This is a genomic window from Nonomuraea sp. NPDC026600 (assembly GCF_040638335.1).
In the GTDB taxonomy this organism is placed as follows: Bacteria; Actinomycetota; Actinomycetes; order Streptosporangiales; family Streptosporangiaceae; genus Nonomuraea.
The window spans coordinates 209885-230044 of record NZ_JBEZYD010000012.1; the positions used below are offsets into that span (position 1 = coordinate 209885).

At 66.8% G+C, this 20160-nt stretch carries 19 protein-coding genes; 7 read left to right on the forward strand and 12 right to left on the reverse strand.

The features are described from left to right. Positions 1–155: 155 nt before the first annotated feature. Both AB0F17_RS27915 and AB0F17_RS27920 read left to right on the forward strand, forming a co-directional pair. Positions 156–1196, forward strand: a complete 1041-nt coding sequence (locus tag AB0F17_RS27915; RefSeq protein ID WP_358028367.1) for a hypothetical protein — start codon at positions 156–158, stop codon at positions 1194–1196. 309 nt (positions 1197–1505) lie between these two features. Then, positions 1506–2201 (forward strand): GntR family transcriptional regulator, encoded by a 696-nt coding sequence (locus AB0F17_RS27920; RefSeq protein WP_358028370.1) that lies wholly within the window; start codon positions 1506–1508, stop codon positions 2199–2201. Here AB0F17_RS27920 and AB0F17_RS27925 read toward each other — a convergent pair. The 9 genes from AB0F17_RS27925 to AB0F17_RS27965 form a co-directional block, all read right to left on the reverse strand. Further along, positions 2184–3227, reverse strand: a complete 1044-nt coding sequence (locus tag AB0F17_RS27925) for a hypothetical protein (protein ID WP_358028372.1) — start codon at positions 3225–3227, stop codon at positions 2184–2186. The two genes, AB0F17_RS27920 and AB0F17_RS27925, sit on opposite strands and share 18 nt — an antisense overlap. Positions 3228–3237: 10 nt before the next feature. After that, a complete protein-coding gene (locus AB0F17_RS27930; protein ID WP_358028375.1) occupies positions 3238–3855 on the reverse strand; it encodes a DUF624 domain-containing protein in 618 nt (205 codons plus the stop codon). Continuing rightward, on the reverse strand, positions 3852–4643 hold the full coding sequence (locus AB0F17_RS27935; RefSeq protein ID WP_358028378.1) for a carbohydrate ABC transporter permease: 792 nt from the start codon (positions 4641–4643) through the stop codon (positions 3852–3854). Before AB0F17_RS27935 ends, AB0F17_RS27930 begins: the two co-directional genes overlap by 4 nt. Before the next feature lie 107 nt (positions 4644–4750). Continuing rightward, entirely contained in the window at positions 4751–5701 is a 951-nt protein-coding gene (locus AB0F17_RS27940; protein ID WP_358028380.1) for a sugar ABC transporter permease, read from the reverse strand. Further along, entirely contained in the window at positions 5698–7026 is a 1329-nt protein-coding gene (locus tag AB0F17_RS27945) for an extracellular solute-binding protein (protein WP_358028382.1), read from the reverse strand. The genes AB0F17_RS27940 and AB0F17_RS27945 overlap by 4 nt, the downstream gene beginning before the upstream one ends. A gap of 33 nt (positions 7027–7059) precedes the next feature. Then, a complete protein-coding gene (locus AB0F17_RS27950) occupies positions 7060–8037 on the reverse strand; it encodes an aldo/keto reductase (RefSeq protein WP_358028384.1) in 978 nt (325 codons plus the stop codon). A 6-nt stretch (positions 8038–8043) separates the two neighbouring features. Beyond that, positions 8044–8910: an NAD(P)-dependent oxidoreductase gene (locus AB0F17_RS27955; protein ID WP_358028387.1), complete on the reverse strand. Its 867-nt coding sequence runs from the start codon at positions 8908–8910 to the stop codon at positions 8044–8046. After that, positions 8907–9749, reverse strand: coding sequence for a sugar phosphate isomerase/epimerase (locus AB0F17_RS27960; protein WP_358028390.1), 843 nt, complete (start codon positions 9747–9749; stop codon positions 8907–8909). Before AB0F17_RS27960 ends, AB0F17_RS27955 begins: the two co-directional genes overlap by 4 nt. Beyond that, complete coding sequence (locus tag AB0F17_RS27965) at positions 9746–10465, reverse strand: GntR family transcriptional regulator (RefSeq protein ID WP_358028392.1); 720 nt, start codon at positions 10463–10465, stop codon at positions 9746–9748. Before AB0F17_RS27965 ends, AB0F17_RS27960 begins: the two co-directional genes overlap by 4 nt. An 84-nt stretch (positions 10466–10549) precedes the next feature. Between AB0F17_RS27965 and AB0F17_RS27970 the strand changes: the two genes are divergently transcribed. From AB0F17_RS27970 to AB0F17_RS27985, 4 genes are all read left to right on the forward strand, one after another. After that, on the forward strand, positions 10550–12325 hold the full coding sequence (locus AB0F17_RS27970; protein WP_358028395.1) for a dihydroxyacetone kinase family protein: 1776 nt from the start codon (positions 10550–10552) through the stop codon (positions 12323–12325). A gap of 27 nt (positions 12326–12352) precedes the next feature. Continuing rightward, positions 12353–12811 (forward strand): ribose-5-phosphate isomerase, encoded by a 459-nt coding sequence (locus tag AB0F17_RS27975; protein ID WP_358028398.1) that lies wholly within the window; start codon positions 12353–12355, stop codon positions 12809–12811. Between the two features lie 68 nt (positions 12812–12879). Continuing rightward, complete coding sequence (locus AB0F17_RS27980; RefSeq protein ID WP_358028401.1) at positions 12880–14319, forward strand: aldehyde dehydrogenase family protein; 1440 nt, start codon at positions 12880–12882, stop codon at positions 14317–14319. A 17-nt stretch (positions 14320–14336) separates the two neighbouring features. Beyond that, complete coding sequence (locus AB0F17_RS27985; protein WP_358028404.1) at positions 14337–15215, forward strand: tetratricopeptide repeat protein; 879 nt, start codon at positions 14337–14339, stop codon at positions 15213–15215. Between the two features lie 22 nt (positions 15216–15237). On the opposite strand, the gene AB0F17_RS27990 is transcribed toward AB0F17_RS27985, so the two are convergent. Continuing rightward, entirely contained in the window at positions 15238–15873 is a 636-nt protein-coding gene (locus AB0F17_RS27990) for a response regulator transcription factor (RefSeq protein WP_358028407.1), read from the reverse strand. Next, positions 15870–16985 (reverse strand): sensor histidine kinase, encoded by a 1116-nt coding sequence (locus AB0F17_RS27995; protein WP_358028526.1) that lies wholly within the window; start codon positions 16983–16985, stop codon positions 15870–15872. Before AB0F17_RS27995 ends, AB0F17_RS27990 begins: the two co-directional genes overlap by 4 nt. Before the next feature lie 127 nt (positions 16986–17112). On the opposite strand from AB0F17_RS27995, the gene AB0F17_RS28000 reads away from it, so the two are divergent. Beyond that, positions 17113–17874, forward strand: coding sequence for a type II CAAX endopeptidase family protein (locus AB0F17_RS28000; RefSeq protein ID WP_358028409.1), 762 nt, complete (start codon positions 17113–17115; stop codon positions 17872–17874). Here AB0F17_RS28000 and AB0F17_RS28005 read toward each other — a convergent pair. Next, on the reverse strand, positions 17862–20150 hold the full coding sequence (locus AB0F17_RS28005; protein ID WP_358028411.1) for a M20/M25/M40 family metallo-hydrolase: 2289 nt from the start codon (positions 20148–20150) through the stop codon (positions 17862–17864). The two genes, AB0F17_RS28000 and AB0F17_RS28005, sit on opposite strands and share 13 nt — an antisense overlap. Positions 20151–20160 lie beyond the last annotated feature (10 nt).

The window sequence follows — 20160 nt, forward strand, 5'->3', positions numbered from 1 at the left end:
GGCGACTGAGAGGGTGACGGGTGGCCGCGGCGAGAGGCCCGGACCGGGGGTCCGGATACAGAAGACGCCTGCCTGGACTTCCGACCGCCTCGTTTCGGCCGTCAACCCCTTGCCTGGCGGGCCATTATTCAAGAATTCCATGGATGTGATTAGCGGTGGCGAGCATCGACATCGGTCAAAACATCACCATGGCGCCCATCGATCAGCAAAAGGAAGATCTTGCTGAAATGGGTGGAGTGAAGCCGGGGCGGTTTCCCGGCAACCTGAACGGCGCTGATAGTTTCAGCGAATGGGCCGGCCGAAGGTCGCGGAGATTAGGCGGGACCTGCTCCGCCGCAAATTCTTCATGGTCGAGAGCCCAGCGCCGCCCCGCCGGTGCGGTCGGAAAAATCATACAAAAGGAGTTCATTATGGGCTGGCTGGATGCTGCTCTCTCTGTAGGGACGACCATCGGCAAGATCGCGGGAGCCCTTCAGGGGAGTACGGGGACGCTGACTCATATCGGCCCGACAGGCAGCGGCATCAACCCGAAGATAGGTCAGGTGATTTTCTGGCTGGATGAATTCAACCATATCTGGGCGGTAAATCAATCGGACGACGAGGTGGGGATCTACTTCCCGGCCGCCAAGAGCGGCAAGCCCGAGGGAGAGAATTATACGATCAGCGGGAATAATAGGTTTCCCATTTCAGGCGCGTTCAATACGTACTCGCTGGCGGACGTGGACGAGTTCGTCGTCACCCCACGCGCGGGTAATAACTCGGCGAGGGTCGGCAATGGCGAGAAAAACAACACGATCCAAGCGTCGGCTTCGAACCAGCCCGCGAACGCGGAATTCAATATCGGCCCCTTCATTCGCATGAGGGTGAGCGGGTCGGAGCGGTTGGCCTTGGTCACCGTCGTCGGCGGTCTGGCCCTGACGGGTATCTACCTGTTCACCATCAGGGGAGCGGGTCGCACCGAAGGCCGGTTGACCAACCTCGAGCCTCCCAAGTCGGCGAACGGAGGGGTGTCGAGCATGACGGTTCCGCTTCCGGCTGGTGTCGACGTGAGCGCGGGTGTGTCGTTCGTCGACATCACCGTGGCCGTCCAGAACATGGAGCCGCTTCTGGCGAGCATCGCACGTGAGCACGCGGATCTGATGGTGCCGCTCACCCAGGAGGATCGCGAGAGGATCGCCGCCTACGCGGGACCGTGACCGCTCCTGCCTGATCCGCCGTACCGACTACCCGGCCCTCCGTTCGCCGGGTAGGACCGCCGGAAGTGCCGGAGCTGCGGGTGCGAGCCTGCCGCAGCTCCGGCCGGCGGCCCCAAGGACGCCGAGGCGGCCCAGGAGGCGTTCCCCCGCTGTCAAGGCTCAGGGCAACTGTTCGAGCAGGTGATGATCCGTCCGCAGACGACGAGGGATTCGGCCATCTCCAGGCCGATGTAGCCGGCGCTGACAATGACCGCGTGGGTGGCCTGTATCGACCAGTCAGGTTGGGCCGTTCCTGGGTAGCCTTGATCCATGAGTGTGGGTGGTGCGGGCGGGTTTGATCGCCGGAATCTTCGCGAGCGTTGTGTTGCGTATCTTCGCGATGAGATCGTGTCGGGAGCGTTGCAGCCTGGTGAGCATGTCAAGGAAGCCCACCTCAGCGAGGCGTTGGGGATCAGCCGAGGCACCTTGCGTGAGGCTCTGCGTTCGATCGAGAACGAGGGTTTACTCGTCAACGACGGCAAGGGTCACATGCGCGTGCGAACCCTGAGCGCGGCAGAGATCGCCGATGTCTTCGAGGTGCGCAACGCCCTTGAGGTCTTGGCGGCATCCAAGCTTGCGCGGAGTTCTCGGCGCGGGGAGTTCGCCGAATTGCTGGAGAGCAAGATCAGGCCTCTGCAGCGGCAAGACCTCAGCTTTGGCGAGCGGATCGAGGTCGATCTTGGTTTTCATGCCTACTTGTGTGAGCTGACAGGGAACAACACGTTGAGCACCGCATGGCGGCAATTGATCGGCCGGATCCGCATGATGATCATCGCCGCCGGACCGGATCGCGCCGTGGGGCGGATGCGTTATGAGGAGCATCTGCCGATCGTTGACGCTATCCGGTCCGGCGACGCCGACGCGGTGGAGGAGACCCTCACCAGCCACATGGCCGACTTCTCGCAACGCTATGTCAGCGACGCCCTCGAAAGGACCTCAGCCGAGACGTCATCTCACACGTCGTAGGGTCTCGAAGAACGCGCGCTTCGTTTCCGTACCGGCTCCCCAGTTGATCGGCACGGCTTGGTAGCCGTTCGTGTAGTTCCCGAGCGTCGGCTGAGGAGGGTTGGTCGTGACCGAACCGGGGTCGAAGTATCCCCAGGACGCGCCGGCGGCGAGAGCGGCCTTCATATGGTTGTGGGGCTTGTCGAAGTCGAAGTGATCGTCTTCGTTGAACATGATGGGCTTCGGCGCATATCCAGGAGTCGACTTCACCTCTTCGACCATCTCTCGTAGCCTGTCCGGGCCTGGGGTGCCGTTCCCGTGCAGAAGGACGAAGTCCGACTCGGTGAGCACTTCGGGGGTGATGATGGGTGGGAGGGCGAGAAAGCTCGTGCTCACCAGCAGTCGCCGGCCGTGGTGTGACACCGACTTCGCATGCGCGATCAGCTCGTGCACGCGCGGGGCCTTGATCAGGCCGTGTGTGTAGTGCGTGTCGAGATTCACCTCGTTCGCGATCTCCATCAGGACGTGTTGCCAGCCCGACTGGAGCACCCACTCGCACACCTCGGTAATCGCGGTCCTGATCGCGTCCTCGTCGCGCAGCCGATGATCCTGGCCGTGATAGAAGATGTCGAGGATGACGACGAGGCCAAGGCGGTCGGCCTCTTCGAGGATGTTGCCGACGCGACGCCGGTAGTCGTCTTTGAAGTGGCCGTCGGCAGTGAATCCGGCGTTGTCCCAGGGCTGTTCCGAGCTGTAGCCCTGGGGGCTGCCGCCCTGGATGCCGAGCGTGAAAGCGTTGAGCCCGTCTGCTTTCCACTGGGGCATCGCGGCGATGAACTCGCGGTTGTTGCGTTCCGCGTCCCACGCTCCGGTGTCCGGGTAGGCCCACTGGTGAACGGTGGCCGGGTTCGCGTCGTCGAATGCTCCATTGATCATCCGGCTGTTCAGCAGAAGGCCGTCGAGGGGAATGTCGTCGAGCTTGCGGCCTTGGTTGGCGATCTGACCATCGATGAGGAAGTCAGTGCCCTGGATCGAGATCGTAGTCATTGTGGTCTCTCTAATTGGCCTTGACCCTGGCGGGCTGTGCGGCGGAGCGATCGTGTACTGCGACGACCAGGCGCGCGGCGGGTGCGGCGATGATGAACGCGCTCAGCGGTTGGAGATAGATCAGTACAGCGCCGCCGGCGGCGATGAGCGCGGTGACGATCGCGGCGAACGGATGGTTGACGATGCGCTCGAGAGTCCGCTGATATGCCTGGCGGACCCGCAGATCCTCACCGGCCGTCGCCGGAATGAGATTGGCGCTGAACAGCAGGAAGGGGATCGCTATCGACACCAGAACAGCCGCCACGTACATCCCTTGTTCGCGCATGAGGGGGACGATGGCGAAGTTGACCGCCAAGAGCGCGCCGATCGGCAGCAAGATCGCTACGGCGGCGGTGCTCGTGCGTACGGTACGTCGCATGTTCGCGAGGAAGGTGGTGAGCACGGGACCGTGGTCGCCGCGCGAGCCGCCTCGTGCGGTCTCGACGAGCGCGGAGGTGGCGGCCGGCGCGGTCACCACCAGTGCTGTCCCGACCGTCCACAGTGTGCTCAGCAACAGATATCGGCAGACGGTGTCGAGCGCCTCGAGTGTGGCGCCGGTCCACCGGTACCGACGGATCGAGTGGTTCATCCTTTCAACCCTGACGTGGAGATGCCGTCGACGATCAGACGTTGGAAGAGCAGGAACAGGATGAGGGTCGGCAGCAGCGAGACCACGCTCATGGCGAACATCGGCCCGAACTCGGATTGCCCGGTGCCGTCGATGAACTGCCGCAGCGCGAGCGAGACGGTGTACAGCTGTGAGCGCGAGATGTAGATCAGCTGCGAGAAGAAGTCGTTGTAGGTCCAGAGGAAGGTGAAGATCGCGGTCGTGACCAGAGCGGGCCTCAGCAGCGGCAAGATCACCCGCAGATAGATCTGGCCCGGATTGCACCCGTCCAACGCGGCCGAGTCGTCGAGCTCACGAGGGATGCCGCGGATGAACTGGACCATCAGGAAGATGAAGAAGGCGTCGACGGCGAAGAACTTCGGCAGGATGAGCGGCGTGTACGTGTTCACCCAGCCGAGGTAGTGGAACAGGATGTACTGGGGAATGATCGTCACCTGAGCCGGCAACATGATGGTCACCATCATGAGCGCGAACGCGGTGCGCTTGAATCGAAACTCGAGCCGGGCGAAGGCGAATGCCGCGAGCGAGCACGCGATGACGTTGCCGGCGACAGCTCCGGCGCCGACGAGAATCGAATTCAGCAGCGGCTGCCCGAACGTCGTCCCGGCCGCGGTGCGCCAACCGCGCAGGTAATTGCCGAAATCCCAGCTTCGAGGCAGCAAGGCGGCGGAGTTGAAGATCTCGTCGGCGGGTTTGAACGAGCTTGCGAGCAGCCAGAGCAAGGGGTACAGCATCACGATCGCGCCCACGCCGAGGATGACGTAGATGATCGTACGTGCCGCCGGTCTGGGCGGGGACACGCGACTGCGGACGCGTGTTCGGTCTGATTGCGAGGTGGTGGTCATAGCACGTCTACCTAGTCATCTGAGTAGTGGACCCAGTAGCGGCTGATCCAGAAGTTGACGGCGGTCACCGCGCCGATGATCACCAGCAGTACCCAGGCCATTGCCGCCGCATAGCCCATCTGGAAGTTGTTGAACGCGGCCTGGTAGAGGTACAGGGTGTACACGAGCATCGAGTTCGCCGCGCCACCTGTTCCGCCGCCGATGATGAAGGCGGAGCCGAAGATCTGGAAGGCGTTGATCAGCTGCAGGATCAGGTTGAAGAAGACGATCGGTGTCAGCATGGGCAATGTGACGGAGAAGAATTTCCGGAGGCCCCCCGCGCCGTCGAGCGAGGCAGCCTCGTAGAGTTCGGCGGGAATCTGTTTGAGACCGGCGAGGAAGATGATCATCGGGGAGCCGAACTCCCAGACACGCAGCAGTATCAGCGTGCCGAGAGACCAGTTCGGGTCGCCGATCCAGCTGGTGGTGGAATGGATCCCGATGACGCCCAGCAGGGTGTTGAGCAGGCCGGCCGAGCCAAAGATCTCGCGCCAAAGGATCGCGATGGCGACGCCGGATCCGAACAGGCTGGGAACGTAGTAGATGGCCCTCCAGACGGCCAGGCCCTTGACGCCGCGATTGAGCACGATGGCCAGCAGCAGCGCGAAGGTGAGTTGCAGGGGAACGGAGACAGCGACGTAGATCGCGGTCACCTTCACCGACTGCCACCACAGTGGGTCCGCGGTGAACATCCTGGTGTAGTTCGCCACGCCGATCCATCGAGGCGTGTCCAGCAGGTCGTAGTCGGTGAATGACATCAACAGCGACGCGCCGATCGGCCCCAGGGTCAGCAGCACCAGCCCGACTATCCAGGGGCCCAGAAACAGCAGAGCCCACTTGCCTTGGGAGCGCCGCCAGGTTGTGGCCGGTGGCGAGCCCATGGCGGTTGCCGCTTTTCCGCGAAGGACGGTGCTCGTGCTCATGTGAGGAATCCCGCGGCCTGGGACATGAAGCTGTCAACGCCGTCGGAGATCGTCTGCTTGCCGGTGGCGATGCTCTGGCTGACCGTGACGAAGGTCGTCATCACCTGAGGAGAGCCACTCGGGAACTCGTCGGCCAGCGACGGCACGGGGTGAGCGAACTCCTTGGCCACCAGGCCCACGTAGTCGATGAAGAGCTGATCAACCTTGTTGTAGGTGATCGACTTGCGCAGTTGGAGGTTCGGCGGGGCACCGAACTCGGCCTGCAGCACCTTGCCCGCCTCTTCGTCATTGACGATGAAGTTCACCAGATCGACCGCATCCGCGGGATGCTCTGAGCGCGCGTAAACACCAACCCAGTTGGACCCGCGCAGGAAGTGCCCGGACTGGGCGGCGCTCGGCATGGGCATGGTCGTCACGGCGAGTTCGGTCTTGGTGAGCGCCTGGAGCGCGCCGAGGACGTTCGGGTAGATGAAGAAGTTCGGCGCCTTCTTGCCGACGAGGAGCGTGGTGCCGAAACCTCCGGTGGAGCTCTGGACGGTCAGGTCGCCGGGCGGGGCGGCGCCGGTCTTGCGGAGCCCGGCCCAGATTTCGAACCACGCCTGCACGTCGTCACGGGAAACTCCGAGCTTGCCCTCCTTGTACAGCTCTTTGCCCCGCTGGCGGGCGAACACCTCGAAGCCGTTGAAGTCGCCGCTGTCATCCACGGTGCCGTAGTAAGCGCCGCCCGACTTCTTCTTGACGTCGTTCGCGAAGGCGATGAAGTCGTCCCATGTGTGGCCGGGCTTGGGCACCGACATCCCGATGGCGTCCAGGGCACCCTTGTCGTAGATCGCGCCGTAGGCGTTGTCTCCGAGCGGAAGTGCCGCACGCTTGCCGTTGATCACGCCGCTGGCGATGGAGGACTGGTCGAGCTGGGAGATGTCCAGGACCTTGGGAACATAGTCGTCGAGCGGGGCGAGCACGTTCTTGAGGGCGTACTGCGCGACGATGTTCTGGAACAGCGCGATCGTGTCGGCGGCGGCGCCGCCGGCGATCTCGGTGGCCAGCTTCTGCGAGTACGCGTCGTTGGCGAGGAGCGAGAGCTCCACCGAGCCGCCGCGCTTCTTCTTGTACAGGTCGTAGACCTGTTGCAGCTTCTGCTGGCGCGCGGTCGAGCCGTAGGCGGACATCCGCAGGGGTACGTTTCCCGCGGGCGTACCTCCTCCGGGCTTCGGACCGTCCTCGGACGGCGAACAACCGGCCAGGGCCGGTGCGGTGAGGCCGGTCGCCGCGGCTCCATAGCGGAGGAGGGAGCGCCGGGACAGCCCCGTGTCAGTGTTGTACATGGGGGGTGTTCCTTTCTTCAGTGCAGGTGGGGCTCAGAAACCTTCCACCCGATGCGGGATGTAGTGCTCTTCCAGCTGCCGCATCTCCTCCGCGCCGAGGGCGAGCTCAACCGCGGCGACCGCATCGTCGAGATGCCGGAGCTGGGTCGCTCCGATGATCGGTGAGGTGACGGCGGGGCGGTGCAGCAGCCAGGCGAGAGCGACCTGAGTGCGGCTGACACCTCGGGCTTCGGCGATGGCGGCGACCTGGTCGGTGATCTTCCGGTCTTCCGCTTCGGCCTGCTGGTACAGCGTCTTGCCCAGCGGATCGGTCTTGATCCGGTCGCTACCGACGTCCCACGGACGCGCGAGCTTGCCGCGTGCCAGGGGGCTCCACGGCAGCACGCCGACGCCTTGGTCGAGGCAGAACGGGTGCAGTTCTCGTTCGTCCTCCCTGGTCAGGAGGTTGTACTGGGACTGCATCGAGATGAACGTCGTCCAGCCATGCAGGCGCGCGGTGTACTGGGCTTTGGCGAACTGCCAGGCATACATCGACGAGGCTCCGATGTAACGGGCCTTGCCTGCTTTCACGACATCCTGGAGGGCCTCCATCGTCTCCTCGATCGAGACGGTGTCGTCCCACCGGTGGATCTGATAGAGGTCGACGTAGTCGGTTTGCAGGCGTCGCAGACTCGCGTCGATCTGCTCCATGATGTGCCGGCGCGACAGCCCGCCTCCGTTGGGTCCGGGGCGCATCACGCCGTGCACCTTCGTCGCGAGGACGACTTCCTCACGACGCGTGAACTCGCGGAGGGCACGCCCGAGGATCTCCTCGCTCTGGCCCAGGGAATAGATGTTCGCCGTGTCGAAGGTGGTGATGCCAAGGTCGAGCGCGTGTCTGATGAACTCCCGGCTGGGCTCCTCTGGGAGAGTCCAGCCATGTGCGCCCTGGGCAGGATCGCCGTAGCTCATACAGCCCAAGGTCACCGCGGAGACTTCAAGTCCGCTCGCACCGATTCTGCGGTACTTCATCGGTCATCAATCCTTCTCGAACACGCGGATGACGCTGGAGTCGTCGCTCCTGCCCAGCCCCTCGCGGCTGGCCAAGGAGAAGATCTTGCTGGCTTGTTCCGTCAGCGGCGTCACGGCGCCCACCCCGCGGGCAGCGGTGAGGACGAGTGCGGAATCCTTGACGAAGATGTCGATCGCGCTGAGCACCTGCGTGTGCTCAGCGGCAAGCATCCGGGGGCCTCGGTCGCTCAACATGAACGACGCGGCGGCCCCGGATTCGATGGCGGCGAGCACCTTGGCGGGATCGAGACCGAGTCGCTGTGCGAACTGAAGTCCCTCGGCCGCGGCGGCGAGGTGCACTGAGCACAGCAGTTGATTGACGAGCTTCACGGCCTGTCCGTCGCCGACACGGTCGCCGCAGTGGGCGACTTTCGCGGTCATGAGGCGGAGGAGAGGAAGCGCCGGACCGAGGGCGTCCGGTTCGGCGCCGACGAGTGCGATGAGCTCCCCGGTCACGGCTCTGACGACACCGCCGGTGACCGGGGCGTCCACGACGTGTGCACCGAGCGTGTTCAGGCGCCGGCCTGCCTCGACCGCCGCATCGATGCCGACCGAGCTCATGAGGATGACGGTCGTGCCGGCGGCGAGTCCGGCATGCACTCCGTCATCGCTGAAGAGCGCCTCCTCGAGCTGGGCGGACGTCGCCACCATCACGATCACCGCGTCCGCCCCCTGTGCGGCGGCCGCCGCGCTGGCGGCTGCTTGTGCTCCCTCGGCGACGAGTTGGGCGACCCGGTCGGCATCGAGGTCGAAGACCGTCAGCGGATGATGGCGCCCCACCAGGCGCGCCATCGGCAGCCCCATCGCGCCGACGCCGACGAACGCGACGTTCACTGCTCCTCCCGGCCGATCGCGGCGGACGCTGCTGCGCTTCTCAGCTGGTTCAGGGCGGATCGCACTTCCTCTTCCTTCGATTCGAACGGGCTGTCGTGTGTCTCCAGCTCGAGGACGAACGGTCCTTCGAAGCCGGACGCTGACACGCTGGCGAAGACACCGCCGAAGTCCACGTCGCCCAAGCCCATCGGCCTGCGGATGTCGGCCAGGAGCGCGTCGCGGAGATGGACAATCGACACGCGATGCGCGAACTGCGGGAACAACCCGGCTGGATCAGCACCGGAGGCTCGCACATGGGAGACGTCCCACGCCTGCCGCACCGCTGGTGAGAGCGCGGCCAGCAGTGCTTGTGCCCTGGGGATCGTGTTGACCAGCCGGAAGTAGTGGGGCGCTTCTACCACGAGCTCGATCCCCAGCTCCTGGGCCCGTTCAAGCGCGGTGTTCAGCCCATCGGCCACCAATCCGAGCTGGATATCAGACGCGACGGCCGGCTGCTCGGGAGCTCCACAGGTGAGGACGAGACGAGGACTTCCGGCCTCGACACAGAAGTCGAGCAGACGATGGATCGCCCCAAGGACGGTCGAGCGGGTTTCGGCGGTGTTGAACGAGCCCGGATCGGCGTTGACGCTGGTCACCATCAGCGAACTCGCGCGCACCTGGGTCGCGACCTCGGAGAGCGCCGCCACGCTGCCGTTGGGGGGGACATGTTCGCACAAACCGGCGAGGGCGCCGAGGTCGACCTGGCTGAACCCCAGCTCCGCGATGGTGTCGAGTGCCTTGCGTAGCTGGTAGTGCCGGAAAGTGATCGTGGAACAGGCCAAGGGCGGGACCGTCGTCATGATGCGTCGCGACTTTCGGTAGCGGGGTGCGGGATCTCTCTGGCGCGCAACTCGTCAGCCAGCGCGTCCTCGATGTACTTGCGGCAGAAGTCACCCATGTGAGCCGACACGACGGCGGCCACGTGAGCCGAGTCGCCGGTCTCTATCGCGTCGGCGATCGCGACGTGTTCGGCGTAACGCATCCGGTCAGCCGCGCGTTGTGGCCCGGCAGCGATGATCATCATCTCGATCTGACCGATCAACCGACCCCACGTGGACACGAGGGTCTCGCTGCCGGTCAGTTGGACCAGCCGGGCGTGGAATCCGAGGTCCAACTCGATCTGCTTACCGAAGGCCAGATCATGTGACTGCAGCGGGACAAGGAGCTGACGCAGCTCCGCGGCGATCGCCAAACGGTCTTCGAGCTTGGCCAACTTCGTCGCCGCCAGCACCTCCAGCGCTTCACGGACCTCAAAGACCTCGAGGATCTCGTGCGAGAGAAGCTCGCGGACGAGTATGTGGCCACGACCGTCGCTGACGATGAGGCCCTCGGCTTCGAGCGGGCGAAGGGACTCCCGCAACGTCCCGCGGCTCACGCCCAGTTCGCGGCTCAGCGGCACCTCGACGATGTGTTCGCCGGGGCGCAACTCCCCAGAGATGATCCGTTCTCGCACAAATGCCGTGCACCGTTCGCGCAGGGTGCTGCGGTCGAACGTGGCGCGCGTCCCGTTGTCCATAGTCGGCAACATTATCCGTTGACATTTTTTTGTCAACAATTATCCTAACGAGCGACGCATCGGCGAGTGAGAGGCAGCAACGCAATGACCCGTCTGTGGAACGTGCCGGACGACTTCGCCGACGAGATGCTCGAGGGCTTCGCCGCAGCCTGCGGTCGGTGGGTGCGGCAAGTGCCAGGTGGAGTCGTACGCTCGACGCGAGACCCGCAGCCGACGGTGTCCGTGGTCATCGGCGGAGGATCAGGGCATTACCCGGCCTTCGGCGGACTCGTCGGCCCAGGGCTCGCGCACGGGGCCGCCATGGGCAACCTGTTCTCCTCGCCATCAGCGCGCCAGGTCGAGTCGGTCGTGCGCGCGAGCGACCAAGGCAAGGGCGTGCTGCTGTCCTACGGCAACTACGCCGGCGACGTACTGCACTTCGGCGCCGCGCAGGAGGCCCTCCGGGCCGATGGAGTCGACTGCCGTACGGTGCTCGTCACTGACGACATCTTCAGTGCCCCCGCACGCCACACGGCGCAACGGCGCGGGATCGCCGGCGACTTCGCGGTGTTCAAGATCGCCGGTGCCGCCGCAGCAGCGGGATACGACCTGGACGCGGTCGAGACCGTAACCGAACGCGCGAATCTCCACACGAGATCGATGGGGGTCGCCTTCTCCGGCTGCAGCCTGCCGGGCGCCCCCGAGCCGTTGTTCACCGTCCCGCCCGGGCGGATGGCGATCGGGCTGGGGATCCACGGCGAGCCCGGAATCGACGAAGTCGAGATGCCCACCGCGGACGGGCTGGCCGAGTTGTTCATCGAACAGCTGCTGGCCGCCGACGAGACGCCGCCGGCGACCGGGCCTGGCGGCGGGCGAATCGTCCCCATCCTCAACGGCCTTGGATCGGTGAAGAACGAGGAGCTGTTCGTCGTCTACCGCCGGATCGCCGAACTCCTCCATGGCGCGGGACTCGTCGTCACCGACCCCCACGTCGGCGAGTACTGCACGAGCTTCGACATGGCAGGCGTCTCCCTGACACTGCTGTGGCTCGACGACGAGCTGGAACGACTGTGGGCGGCGCCGGCGGACACGCCCGCATTCCGCACCGGCGCCGTCGACACCGCCGCCCTGCGCCCGTTCATCGCCGAGCACGCGCAGGCCGATGCGGAAACGCCGCCGGAATCGAGTGAAGCGTCCCGCCGTCTTGCCGCGCGGATCGCCTCGGCCCTCGACGCGGCCTTCATCGCGATCGACGCCGCATCAGACGACCTCGGCCGTATCGACGCCGTGGCCGGCGACGGCGACCACGGGATCGGCATGCGGCGTGGTACTCGCGCGGCGGCGAAGGCGGCCGCGAACGCGGTCAGCAGAAGCTGCGGGGCCGAAACGGCGCTCGACACGGCCGCCGACGCGTGGTCCGACAAGGCGGGCGGTGCGTCAGGCGCCCTCTGGGCGGTCATTCTGCGGGCAATCGGCCGAGAGTTCGGCGACACCAAGGAACCCACGACTCGCGATCTCGTCCGCGGCCTGAACCGTGCGGTCTCTGACGTCACCGCGTACGGGCAGGCCGCCGTCGGCGACAAGACACTCGTCGACGCACTCGTACCGTTGGCTCACACGTTCAGCGCCGCAGTCGAAGCCGGCGAAACCCTCGCCTCCGGATGGGCAAAAGCCGCAGCCGCCGCCACAACATCCGCAAACGCAACTGCCAACCTGCTTCCACACCGTGGAAGGGCACGCACGCACGGCGAGAGATCGCTCGGCACACCCGACCCCGGGGCGGTGTCGCTGGCCATCATCGCCCATGCCGTCGGGCCCCATGCCGTCGGGCCCCACACCATCGAGCGCTGCGTCGCCCCCACGACGAGCCACACTCTCTGACCGTCGCCCAACGAACGGACACCCTCCATGAACACCTTCCGTGTCGTCGTCGGCTCCGACGAAGCAGGATACGAATACAAGCAGCGCATCAAGACCGACCTTCAATCCGACTCGCGCGTCATCGAGGTCACCGACGTCGGCGTCGACGCCAATGGACTCACCAACTACCCGACCGTCGCCATCCGAGCCGCAGAGATGATCGCGCGCGGAGCAGCGGACCGCGCCATCCTCATCTGCGGAACCGGGCTCGGCGTGGCCATCGCCGCCAACAAGGTCAAAGGCGTGCGAGCCGCCACAGCACACGACAGCTACTCCGTCGAACGATCGATCCTGTCCAACAACGCCCAGATCCTCTGCATGGGACAGCGCGTCATCGGCATCGAACTCGCGCGAAAGCTCGTCCGTGAGTGGCTCAGCCACACCTTCGACGAGGCCAGTCCTTCGAACGCCAAGGTCGGCGAGATCAACAGTTACGAAGCCCACTAGGGACTGCTGGGAGTTCGGAAGATTGGGCGCCTAGCCCGTACGAGGCAAGCAAGCATATGCTTGGCTACGTGGCTGACTATCGCAATCTCATCGGCGGCAAGCTCGTCCCGGCCGCCGACGGTAAGACCATGGACTCCGTCAATCCGGCCACCGGCGAGGTATGGACCACCATCCCGGCCGGCGGCCCCAAGGACGCCGAGGCGGCTGTGGCGGCGGCTCAGGAGGCGTTCCCTCGCTGGTCGGCCATGCCGGCGCTGGGCAGGGCGCACTTCCTGCGCAAGGTGTCCGAGCTGTTCGCCCAGCATGCCGAGGAGCTGGCCCGGCTGGAGACGCGCGACAACGGCAGGATCCTGCGCGACACCCTGAAGAAGGACCTTCCGGGCATGTCCTACCTGTGGCAGCTCGCCGCGGGCCAGTGCCTCGACGCGGTCAAGGGGGACACCGTCATCCTGGGGCCCGACGCCCTGGGCATGACGCGTCGCGAGCCGTACGGCGTGGCCGTCTGCATCATCCCGTGGAACTCCCCCATCTCGACGTTCTCCGCGAAGGCGGCATTCGCCCTCGCGGCCGGCAACACGGTCATCGTCAAGCCCGCCGAGCAGGCGAGCGTGTCGGTGTTGCGGCTGGGTGAGCTGCTCGCGGAGGTGTTCCCGCCCGGGGTGCTGAACATCGTCAGCGGCATGGGTGAGGACGTGGGTGACGCGCTGGTACGGCATCGGGGCGTCGGCAAGATCAGCCTCACCGGCTCGACGGCCACCGGTCAGGCCATCACCCGCGCCTCCGCCGACTCTCTCAAGCCGATGACCTTCGAGCTGGGCGGCAAGTCGCCAAATATCGTCTTTCCTGATGCTGACCTGGAGGCGGCGGCCCAGGGCATCACGGTGAACTCCATTTTCACCGGCAACGCCGGGCAGGTCTGTGTGGCCGGTTCGCGGATCCTGATCCATCGGTCCATCTGGGATGAGGTGCTGGACCGTACCCGGCAGATCGCGGAGAGCCTCATCCTGGACGACCCGCTCGACCTGGCGACCACGATGGGGCCGATCGTGTCGGCCGGCCAGTACGAACGCGTCGTGTCGTACCTGGAGGTGGCCGAGAAGGAGGGCGCCGAGCTGGTGTTCGGCGGCCGGGCGGGCGCCGAGGTGGTGCCGCATCTGCCCGGCGGGTACTGGGTCGCGCCCACCCTCTACACGACCGGCGACAACGCGCTGCGCATCTGCCAGGAGGAGATCTTCGGGCCCGTGGCGGTGGCGATCCCGTTCGACACGGACGAGGAGGCGCTGACGATCGCCAACGACTCGCCGTACGGGCTGGCGGCCGGTCTGTGGACGCGTGACCTGGGCCGCGCCCACAGGTTCATCCGTGATCTGCGGAGCGGGACGGTCTGGGTGAACACCTTCCGGCAGATGCCGCCGGGGCTGCCTTTCGGCGGCGTGAAGGACAGCGGCTACGGGCACGACTCCGTCCTCGCATACACCCGGGAAAAGGCGGCCATCATCCAGATTTAGTTGGATAGATTCCCTTCATGAGCGAGGGGATCAACGAAAAGCCGGAGCTTTCCGAGGCTGCCGCGCAGTCTCGCGCCTCGGTGCTGCGCAGCCGGGCCGAGTCGTACATCGCACTGTCAAGACACGACGCCGCCATCGCCGACCTTACGGAGTCGATCGCGCTCGTACCGGACAATGCCCGAGCCTGGCGGCTGCGGGGTGAGAGCCATCGCATCATCGAACGCTACGAGGCCGCCCTGTCCGACTTCGACGAGGCGGTGCGGCTGGAGTCGGACAGCGCGTACGCCCTGGGCTCGCGCGGCCAGACGTACGCCGCGCTCGGCCGCCTGGAGGAAGCCATGGCCGACTTCGAACACGCGCTGACCCTCTCGCCCGAGTCGCTGTGGATCCTGGAGGCCAAGGCGGACACTCTGGCCGATCTCGACCGTCTGGACGAGGCACTGGAGGAGCACGCGAAGATCATCGCCCTGAACGAGGGGATCGCGTACTCGTGGCTGGCCAGAGGCGACCTCTACCAGCGCATGCACCTGTACTCCGAGGCCATCGACGACTACGCCAAGGCACTGGAGGTGGAGCCCGAGTACATACGGGCGTTCAGCAGGCGCGGCGAGGCGCTGCGCATGGTCGACCGCTACGACGAGGCCCTGTCCGACCTGAACCGGGCCATCGAACTCGACCCGGAGAACGACCGCGCGCTGGGCAGCCGTGGCGCGGTCCTCAGCGAGATGGGCGACAACGAGGGGGCGGTGCGGGACCTGGACCGGGCGATCGAGCTGGACGAGAACTACACCTGGGCCTACCGGGTGCGCGGGGAGGTCCTACAGGAGATGGAGCGGCACGAGGAGGCGGTGGCCGACTTCACCCGGGCGCTGGACCTGGAGTTCGGCGACTCCTGAGACAGCCTCCTGAGGCAGCCGCTCACGAGCCGGACAGGTGCAGGGCTAGTTGGGTGCGGTCGCGTAGCCCGAGTTTGCGCAGCATGCTCGACACATGGTTCTTCGCTGTGCCCTCGGTGATGAACAGCCGGGCGGCTATCTCCCGGTTCGTCGCGCCCACCGCGATCATCCTGGCCACCTCGAGTTCCCGGCTCGACAGGCGCTCCTGGCCGCGAAACGGGCTCGCCGAGCCGCGCGGCCACCCGCGCAGCTCGGCCACGAGCCGGGTGGCCACCGGTCCGTCGAGCACGGTCTCGCCCTCGTACGCCTTGCGGATCCCGGCGATCAGCTCCTCGGGAGAGCAGTCCTTCAGCAGGTACCCGCGGGCTCCGGCGCGCAGCGCGCCGAAGATGTACGCGTCCTCCTCGAAGGTGCTGAGCATCAGCGCGGCGACGCGCGGGTGCTCGGCGGCGAGCCGGGCGGTCAGCTCGACCCCGTCCATCCGCGGCATCCTGGCGTCGACGAGCACCACATCGGGCGCGCAGCGCGGCACGGCGGCCAGCGCCTCCCAGCCGTCGGCGGCCTCGCCCACCACCTCGATCCCGTCCTCGATCTCCAGCAGCTTGCGCAGCCCCCGGCGCATGAGTTCCTGGTCGTCCGCGAGCAGCACGCGGATCATGGCCGGGCCACCGGCACCTCGGCCCGCAGCTCGAACCCACCGTCGCGCGCGTTGGCCGCCCGGAAGCTGCCACCGATGGCCCGCACGCGTTCGGCCAGCGAGGACAGGCCGAACCCGGCCGTGTCCACCGCGCCCTTGCCGTCATCACCGATCACCAGCACCACCCGATCCTCGCCGAAATCCAGGCGGGCGCGCACCTGGCGGGCCTCGGCGTGCCGCAGCGCGTTGGTGAACCCCTCCTGGAGTACGCGGTAGAGGACCAGCTCGGAGTCGGGGTCGATGCGGCGTTCGATCCCGTCGACCGTGAAGCTGACCTCGACCCCGGCCCCCTCGAAGGACCGGGCCAACTGGCCGAGCGCGGTGCTGCCGACCTGGCCGTCCAGCGCGAGCGGACGCAGCGCGCGCACCCAGCGCCGCGCCTCGGCCAGCGCCCGGACGGTCATCTCCTTGGCCTGGCGTACTTCCTCCCAGATCAGCTCGGGATGCCGTTCGCGGTAGCGCTCGGCGTTCTCCAGGTTCACCTTGATCACGGTGAGCTGGTGTCCGATCGAGTCGTGCATGTCCCTGGCCATGCGGGCGCGTTCCTCGGCCACCGCCAGCTCCCTGATCCGCTCGATCAGGCGCTGCGCCTCCGCGCGCTGCTGCCTGGCTTCCAGCAGGGCGGCGGTCATGGACAGAGAGAAGACGGCGAGCAGCGTCACCGGTATCAACTGGTTGAGCACTTGGAGCCAGCTCACGTCGAACAGCAGCGGGAGCGGCGCGCCCACGAAGAGCAGGTAGATCACCGTGATCACGATGGCGGTGCGCATGGCGTACACGAAGGCGAGGTTCACGATCGCGGCGAACATCAGCGCGATATGCCATCCGTTCAGGACCTGGCCGATGAACGTGACCATCACCAGCAGCGCCGGCGCGGCCAACTTGCGCACCGTGCTCGCGGCGGGGCTCCACGGCATGATCAGCCACATCGCCCCCACCAGCACCATCAAGCCGGAGAAGAGTGCGAGGCGCGGCCATTCGCCGGTGGTGCCGACACCGCCGACCAGGACCGTCGCGAACAGCGTCCAGAACACCACCGAGAGCAGACCCGGCCGGTCCGGGTCGCGAAACATCACATCTGCGGACCCTACGCGGATGCCGGTCTCCGGGGCATCCCCCCAGCGGCACCGTACTTCGGTCATGTCCGGATCTACCGCGCGCTCGATGTGCGCGCCGATGTATGGGCCCTAGCGTGCCGCCATGCGAATTCTTGGTGCTGTCCTGGTCACGATCGCGATGCTGTTCGCGGCCACGTTCGGAGTCATGGCGATCAGCAACGTCCTGTTCGGCGGCTCCGAGGCGGTGGCGCCGTTGATCACGGTGCTGGTGCTCCTGCTCGTCTACGCCTACCGGCGCTTCGTGGGCCACCGCCCGTGGTCCGGCCTCCGGATCACCTTGAGCTGGTGGGCCCTGCCCCAGGCGGTGCTCGGCATGGTGGTGGGCATGGCCGCCCTGCTCGGGGCCAACGCCGTCTCGGTCTGGGTGGGTGCGGCGACCTGGCTGCCGCCCGCGGACGTCCCACCCCTCATGATCCCGCTCGCCATCGTCGTGATCGCGCTGAAAGCCTCGTTCCCGGAGGAACTGCTGTTCCGCGGGCATCTGTACGACACGCTGTCCGACCGGCTGAGCCCGCGCGCCGTCCTGGCGGTCACCACGCTGTCCTTCGGCTCGATCCACATCCTGTCGCAGAGCCCTGCCTCGGGGATCGCGGAGAAGCTGCTCTATGTCGTGATGGCCATCGCGCTCGGGCTGCTGTGCGGGGCGGCTCGGGCGCGGACGGGGGCGTTGTGGATGTCGGTGGGGGTGCACAACGCGGTCTACCTGAGCCAGTTGTTTCCCACACAAGACATCGACTACGGGGTGCAGCTCACGCTTCAGGCCGCCGCTCTCGCCTTGTCCGCCGTCGCGGTGCTCGCATTCCCGGCGGCCCGAACGGCCTTGCTCCATCGTCAAAGGGCGTAGAGCTTGGTGACGGAGATCTTGGTGTCGCCGAGGAACAGCCAGTCCGGTGGGGTGATGAAGCCCGGAAGTGCGGACATCTCACGGGGGTTCGGGCTCACATCGGTGACCCGCAGCCGGATCTTGTCGCCGGGAACCTCGACGGCCAGCGACACCTCGACTCCCGCCGGTCCCGGGGCGCGGAAGACGAATCCCGCCGGACCGGCCGTGATGGAGCGGCCCTCGACGGTCAGCGAACGTACCGTCGCGGTGTCCCCGTCCACCCGCAGACCGACCGTGTTCGCTCCGCGCTCGGAGTGGATCCGGACGCGCAGGGTTCGTACGCCCTCCCGAGTAGTGTCCGCGAGCACCCGCAGCGAGGGCGCCGGCAGCGCGGCGGCCTTCGCCGGGCTGAGGAGCTTGGACCCGCCCCACAGCTCCGCCGGCGGCCGGCCGGTCGCGTCGGCGCCGCCATAGCGGCGGGCCCACTGGTCGGGCGATTTCGAGGTCAGCCAGACGGCCTTGCCGGTGTCCGCGTCGAGGCCGTACGCCAGGCTGGTTCGGCGCGGGTGCTCCTTGTCGATCGGCTCGACCAGCAGGCCCGCCGCCACCAGGGTGATCGAGACGACCAGCGCGGTCAGCGGGATCAGCGGGGAACGCCGGCGCGGCCAGACCGTCTCGATCAGCGGCAGCAGGAGGCCGCCGAACAGGATCACCAGTGGCATGGGGGCGTAGCCCGCGTACTGCAGGCCCGTCGGCAGGGTGTTCCACGCGCTGGGCAGCAGGATCAGGGCGGCCGGCACGAGACCGGCGGCGAGGATGAGCACGCGCCACCGCGGCGGGCAGCGGAGTGCGGCCAGCCCGCCCAGCGCCGCACCCAAGGCGGGCCAGGCGGCGAGGTGCGAGGCTCCGGGCGACACGAGGCCGAGTCCGAGGCCGATCAGGGCCGCCCAGGTCAGCATGCCCAGAGCCAGTTCGGCGGTGCCGACGCGACGGCGCAGCAGCGCGTACCACGCGACCAGGATCGTGCCCGCGAGCATCACGACGGCGAGCCAGAACAGCTCCGGCTGATACGGCGTCGTGGTGGCGGTTCCGCTGAGTTCGGGCCGGATGACCTTGAGCAGGTCCCAGAAGTAGAGACCGACGCCCACCGCGAGTCCGATCGGGATCAGGGCGAGCGCGGTGCCGAGGAGCGTGCGCCGCAGGGTGACCAGGCCCCGGCGGCGGGCCAGGAAGATCAGTGCCAGCGCCGCCAGCAGGGCGACGGCGCCGAGCAGGGAAGCCGCCCAGACCGGATAGCGGACCAGCAGACCGGGCGGGACGTTGAAGTAGACCAGGTCGTGCCCGGTGGTCAGTCGCGCCAGGTCGGTGCCGCCGAACGCGCGCACGAGCGCCAGCGTGTTGTCGCCCATCTGCTGCAGTGCCGCGAGATCGACGTGCGCGGGGTCGTCGAGAACGCTGTGGTACAGGGTGCCCGCGTTGGCGTAGGCGGAGTCGAGCACGGCCATCCCGCCGGGTTCGAAGGCGGTGAAGTCGGTGTCGTTGTTGAGCAGTTTCATCAGCTCGGCGTACACGGAGTCGGCCACGGGCATAGGCGCCGCCGATCCGAACATGGAGATCAGGCCGGAGTTCGACTCCGTGCTCCGGAACATCAGCACCGGCCCCTTGGCCCCGCGCGCCTCGTTGTTGAGCACCACGCTCCGCCCCTTCGCGAGCGGGTGCTGTGCGACGAACGCCTCCGAGCCCAGGAGCCCGGCCTCCTCGCCGTCGGTGATGAGGAACACGACGTCGTTGCGCAACCGGGTGCCGTCCGCGACCAGCGCCCTGGCCGTCTCGATCGCGCTCGCCGTACCGGCGCCGTCGTCGTTGGCGCCCGGTCCCTCGGGGACCGAGTCGTAGTGAGCGGTGACGAAGACCCGGCCGGTGGGAGCGGTCCCGGGTATCACGGTGACGATGTTGAAGACACGCCCGGCGGTGACGGGGTCGCCCTGCTCGTCGATCGGTGAGACGCCCACCGCCTCGTGCACTTCGGGCCGCAGGCCCAGCCGTCGCAACTCGCCGACCAGGTAGTCGCGGACCCGGGTGTGCTCGGCCGTGCCGACGGGGTGGGGTTCGACGGCGAAGCGCTCGACCTGGGTGAAGGCCCGCTGCGCGCTGAACTCCCGTTCGGGAGCGTCGGCCGGGCTCACCGCGGTGGGGGTGGTGTCCCTGATCGCGCCGATGGCGATCAGCAGGAGCACGCACAGGGCCATGAGTCCGGCGGCGAATGAGCGCCGTCTCGATGCGTGCTCTGGTGTCATCCTCGTTCAC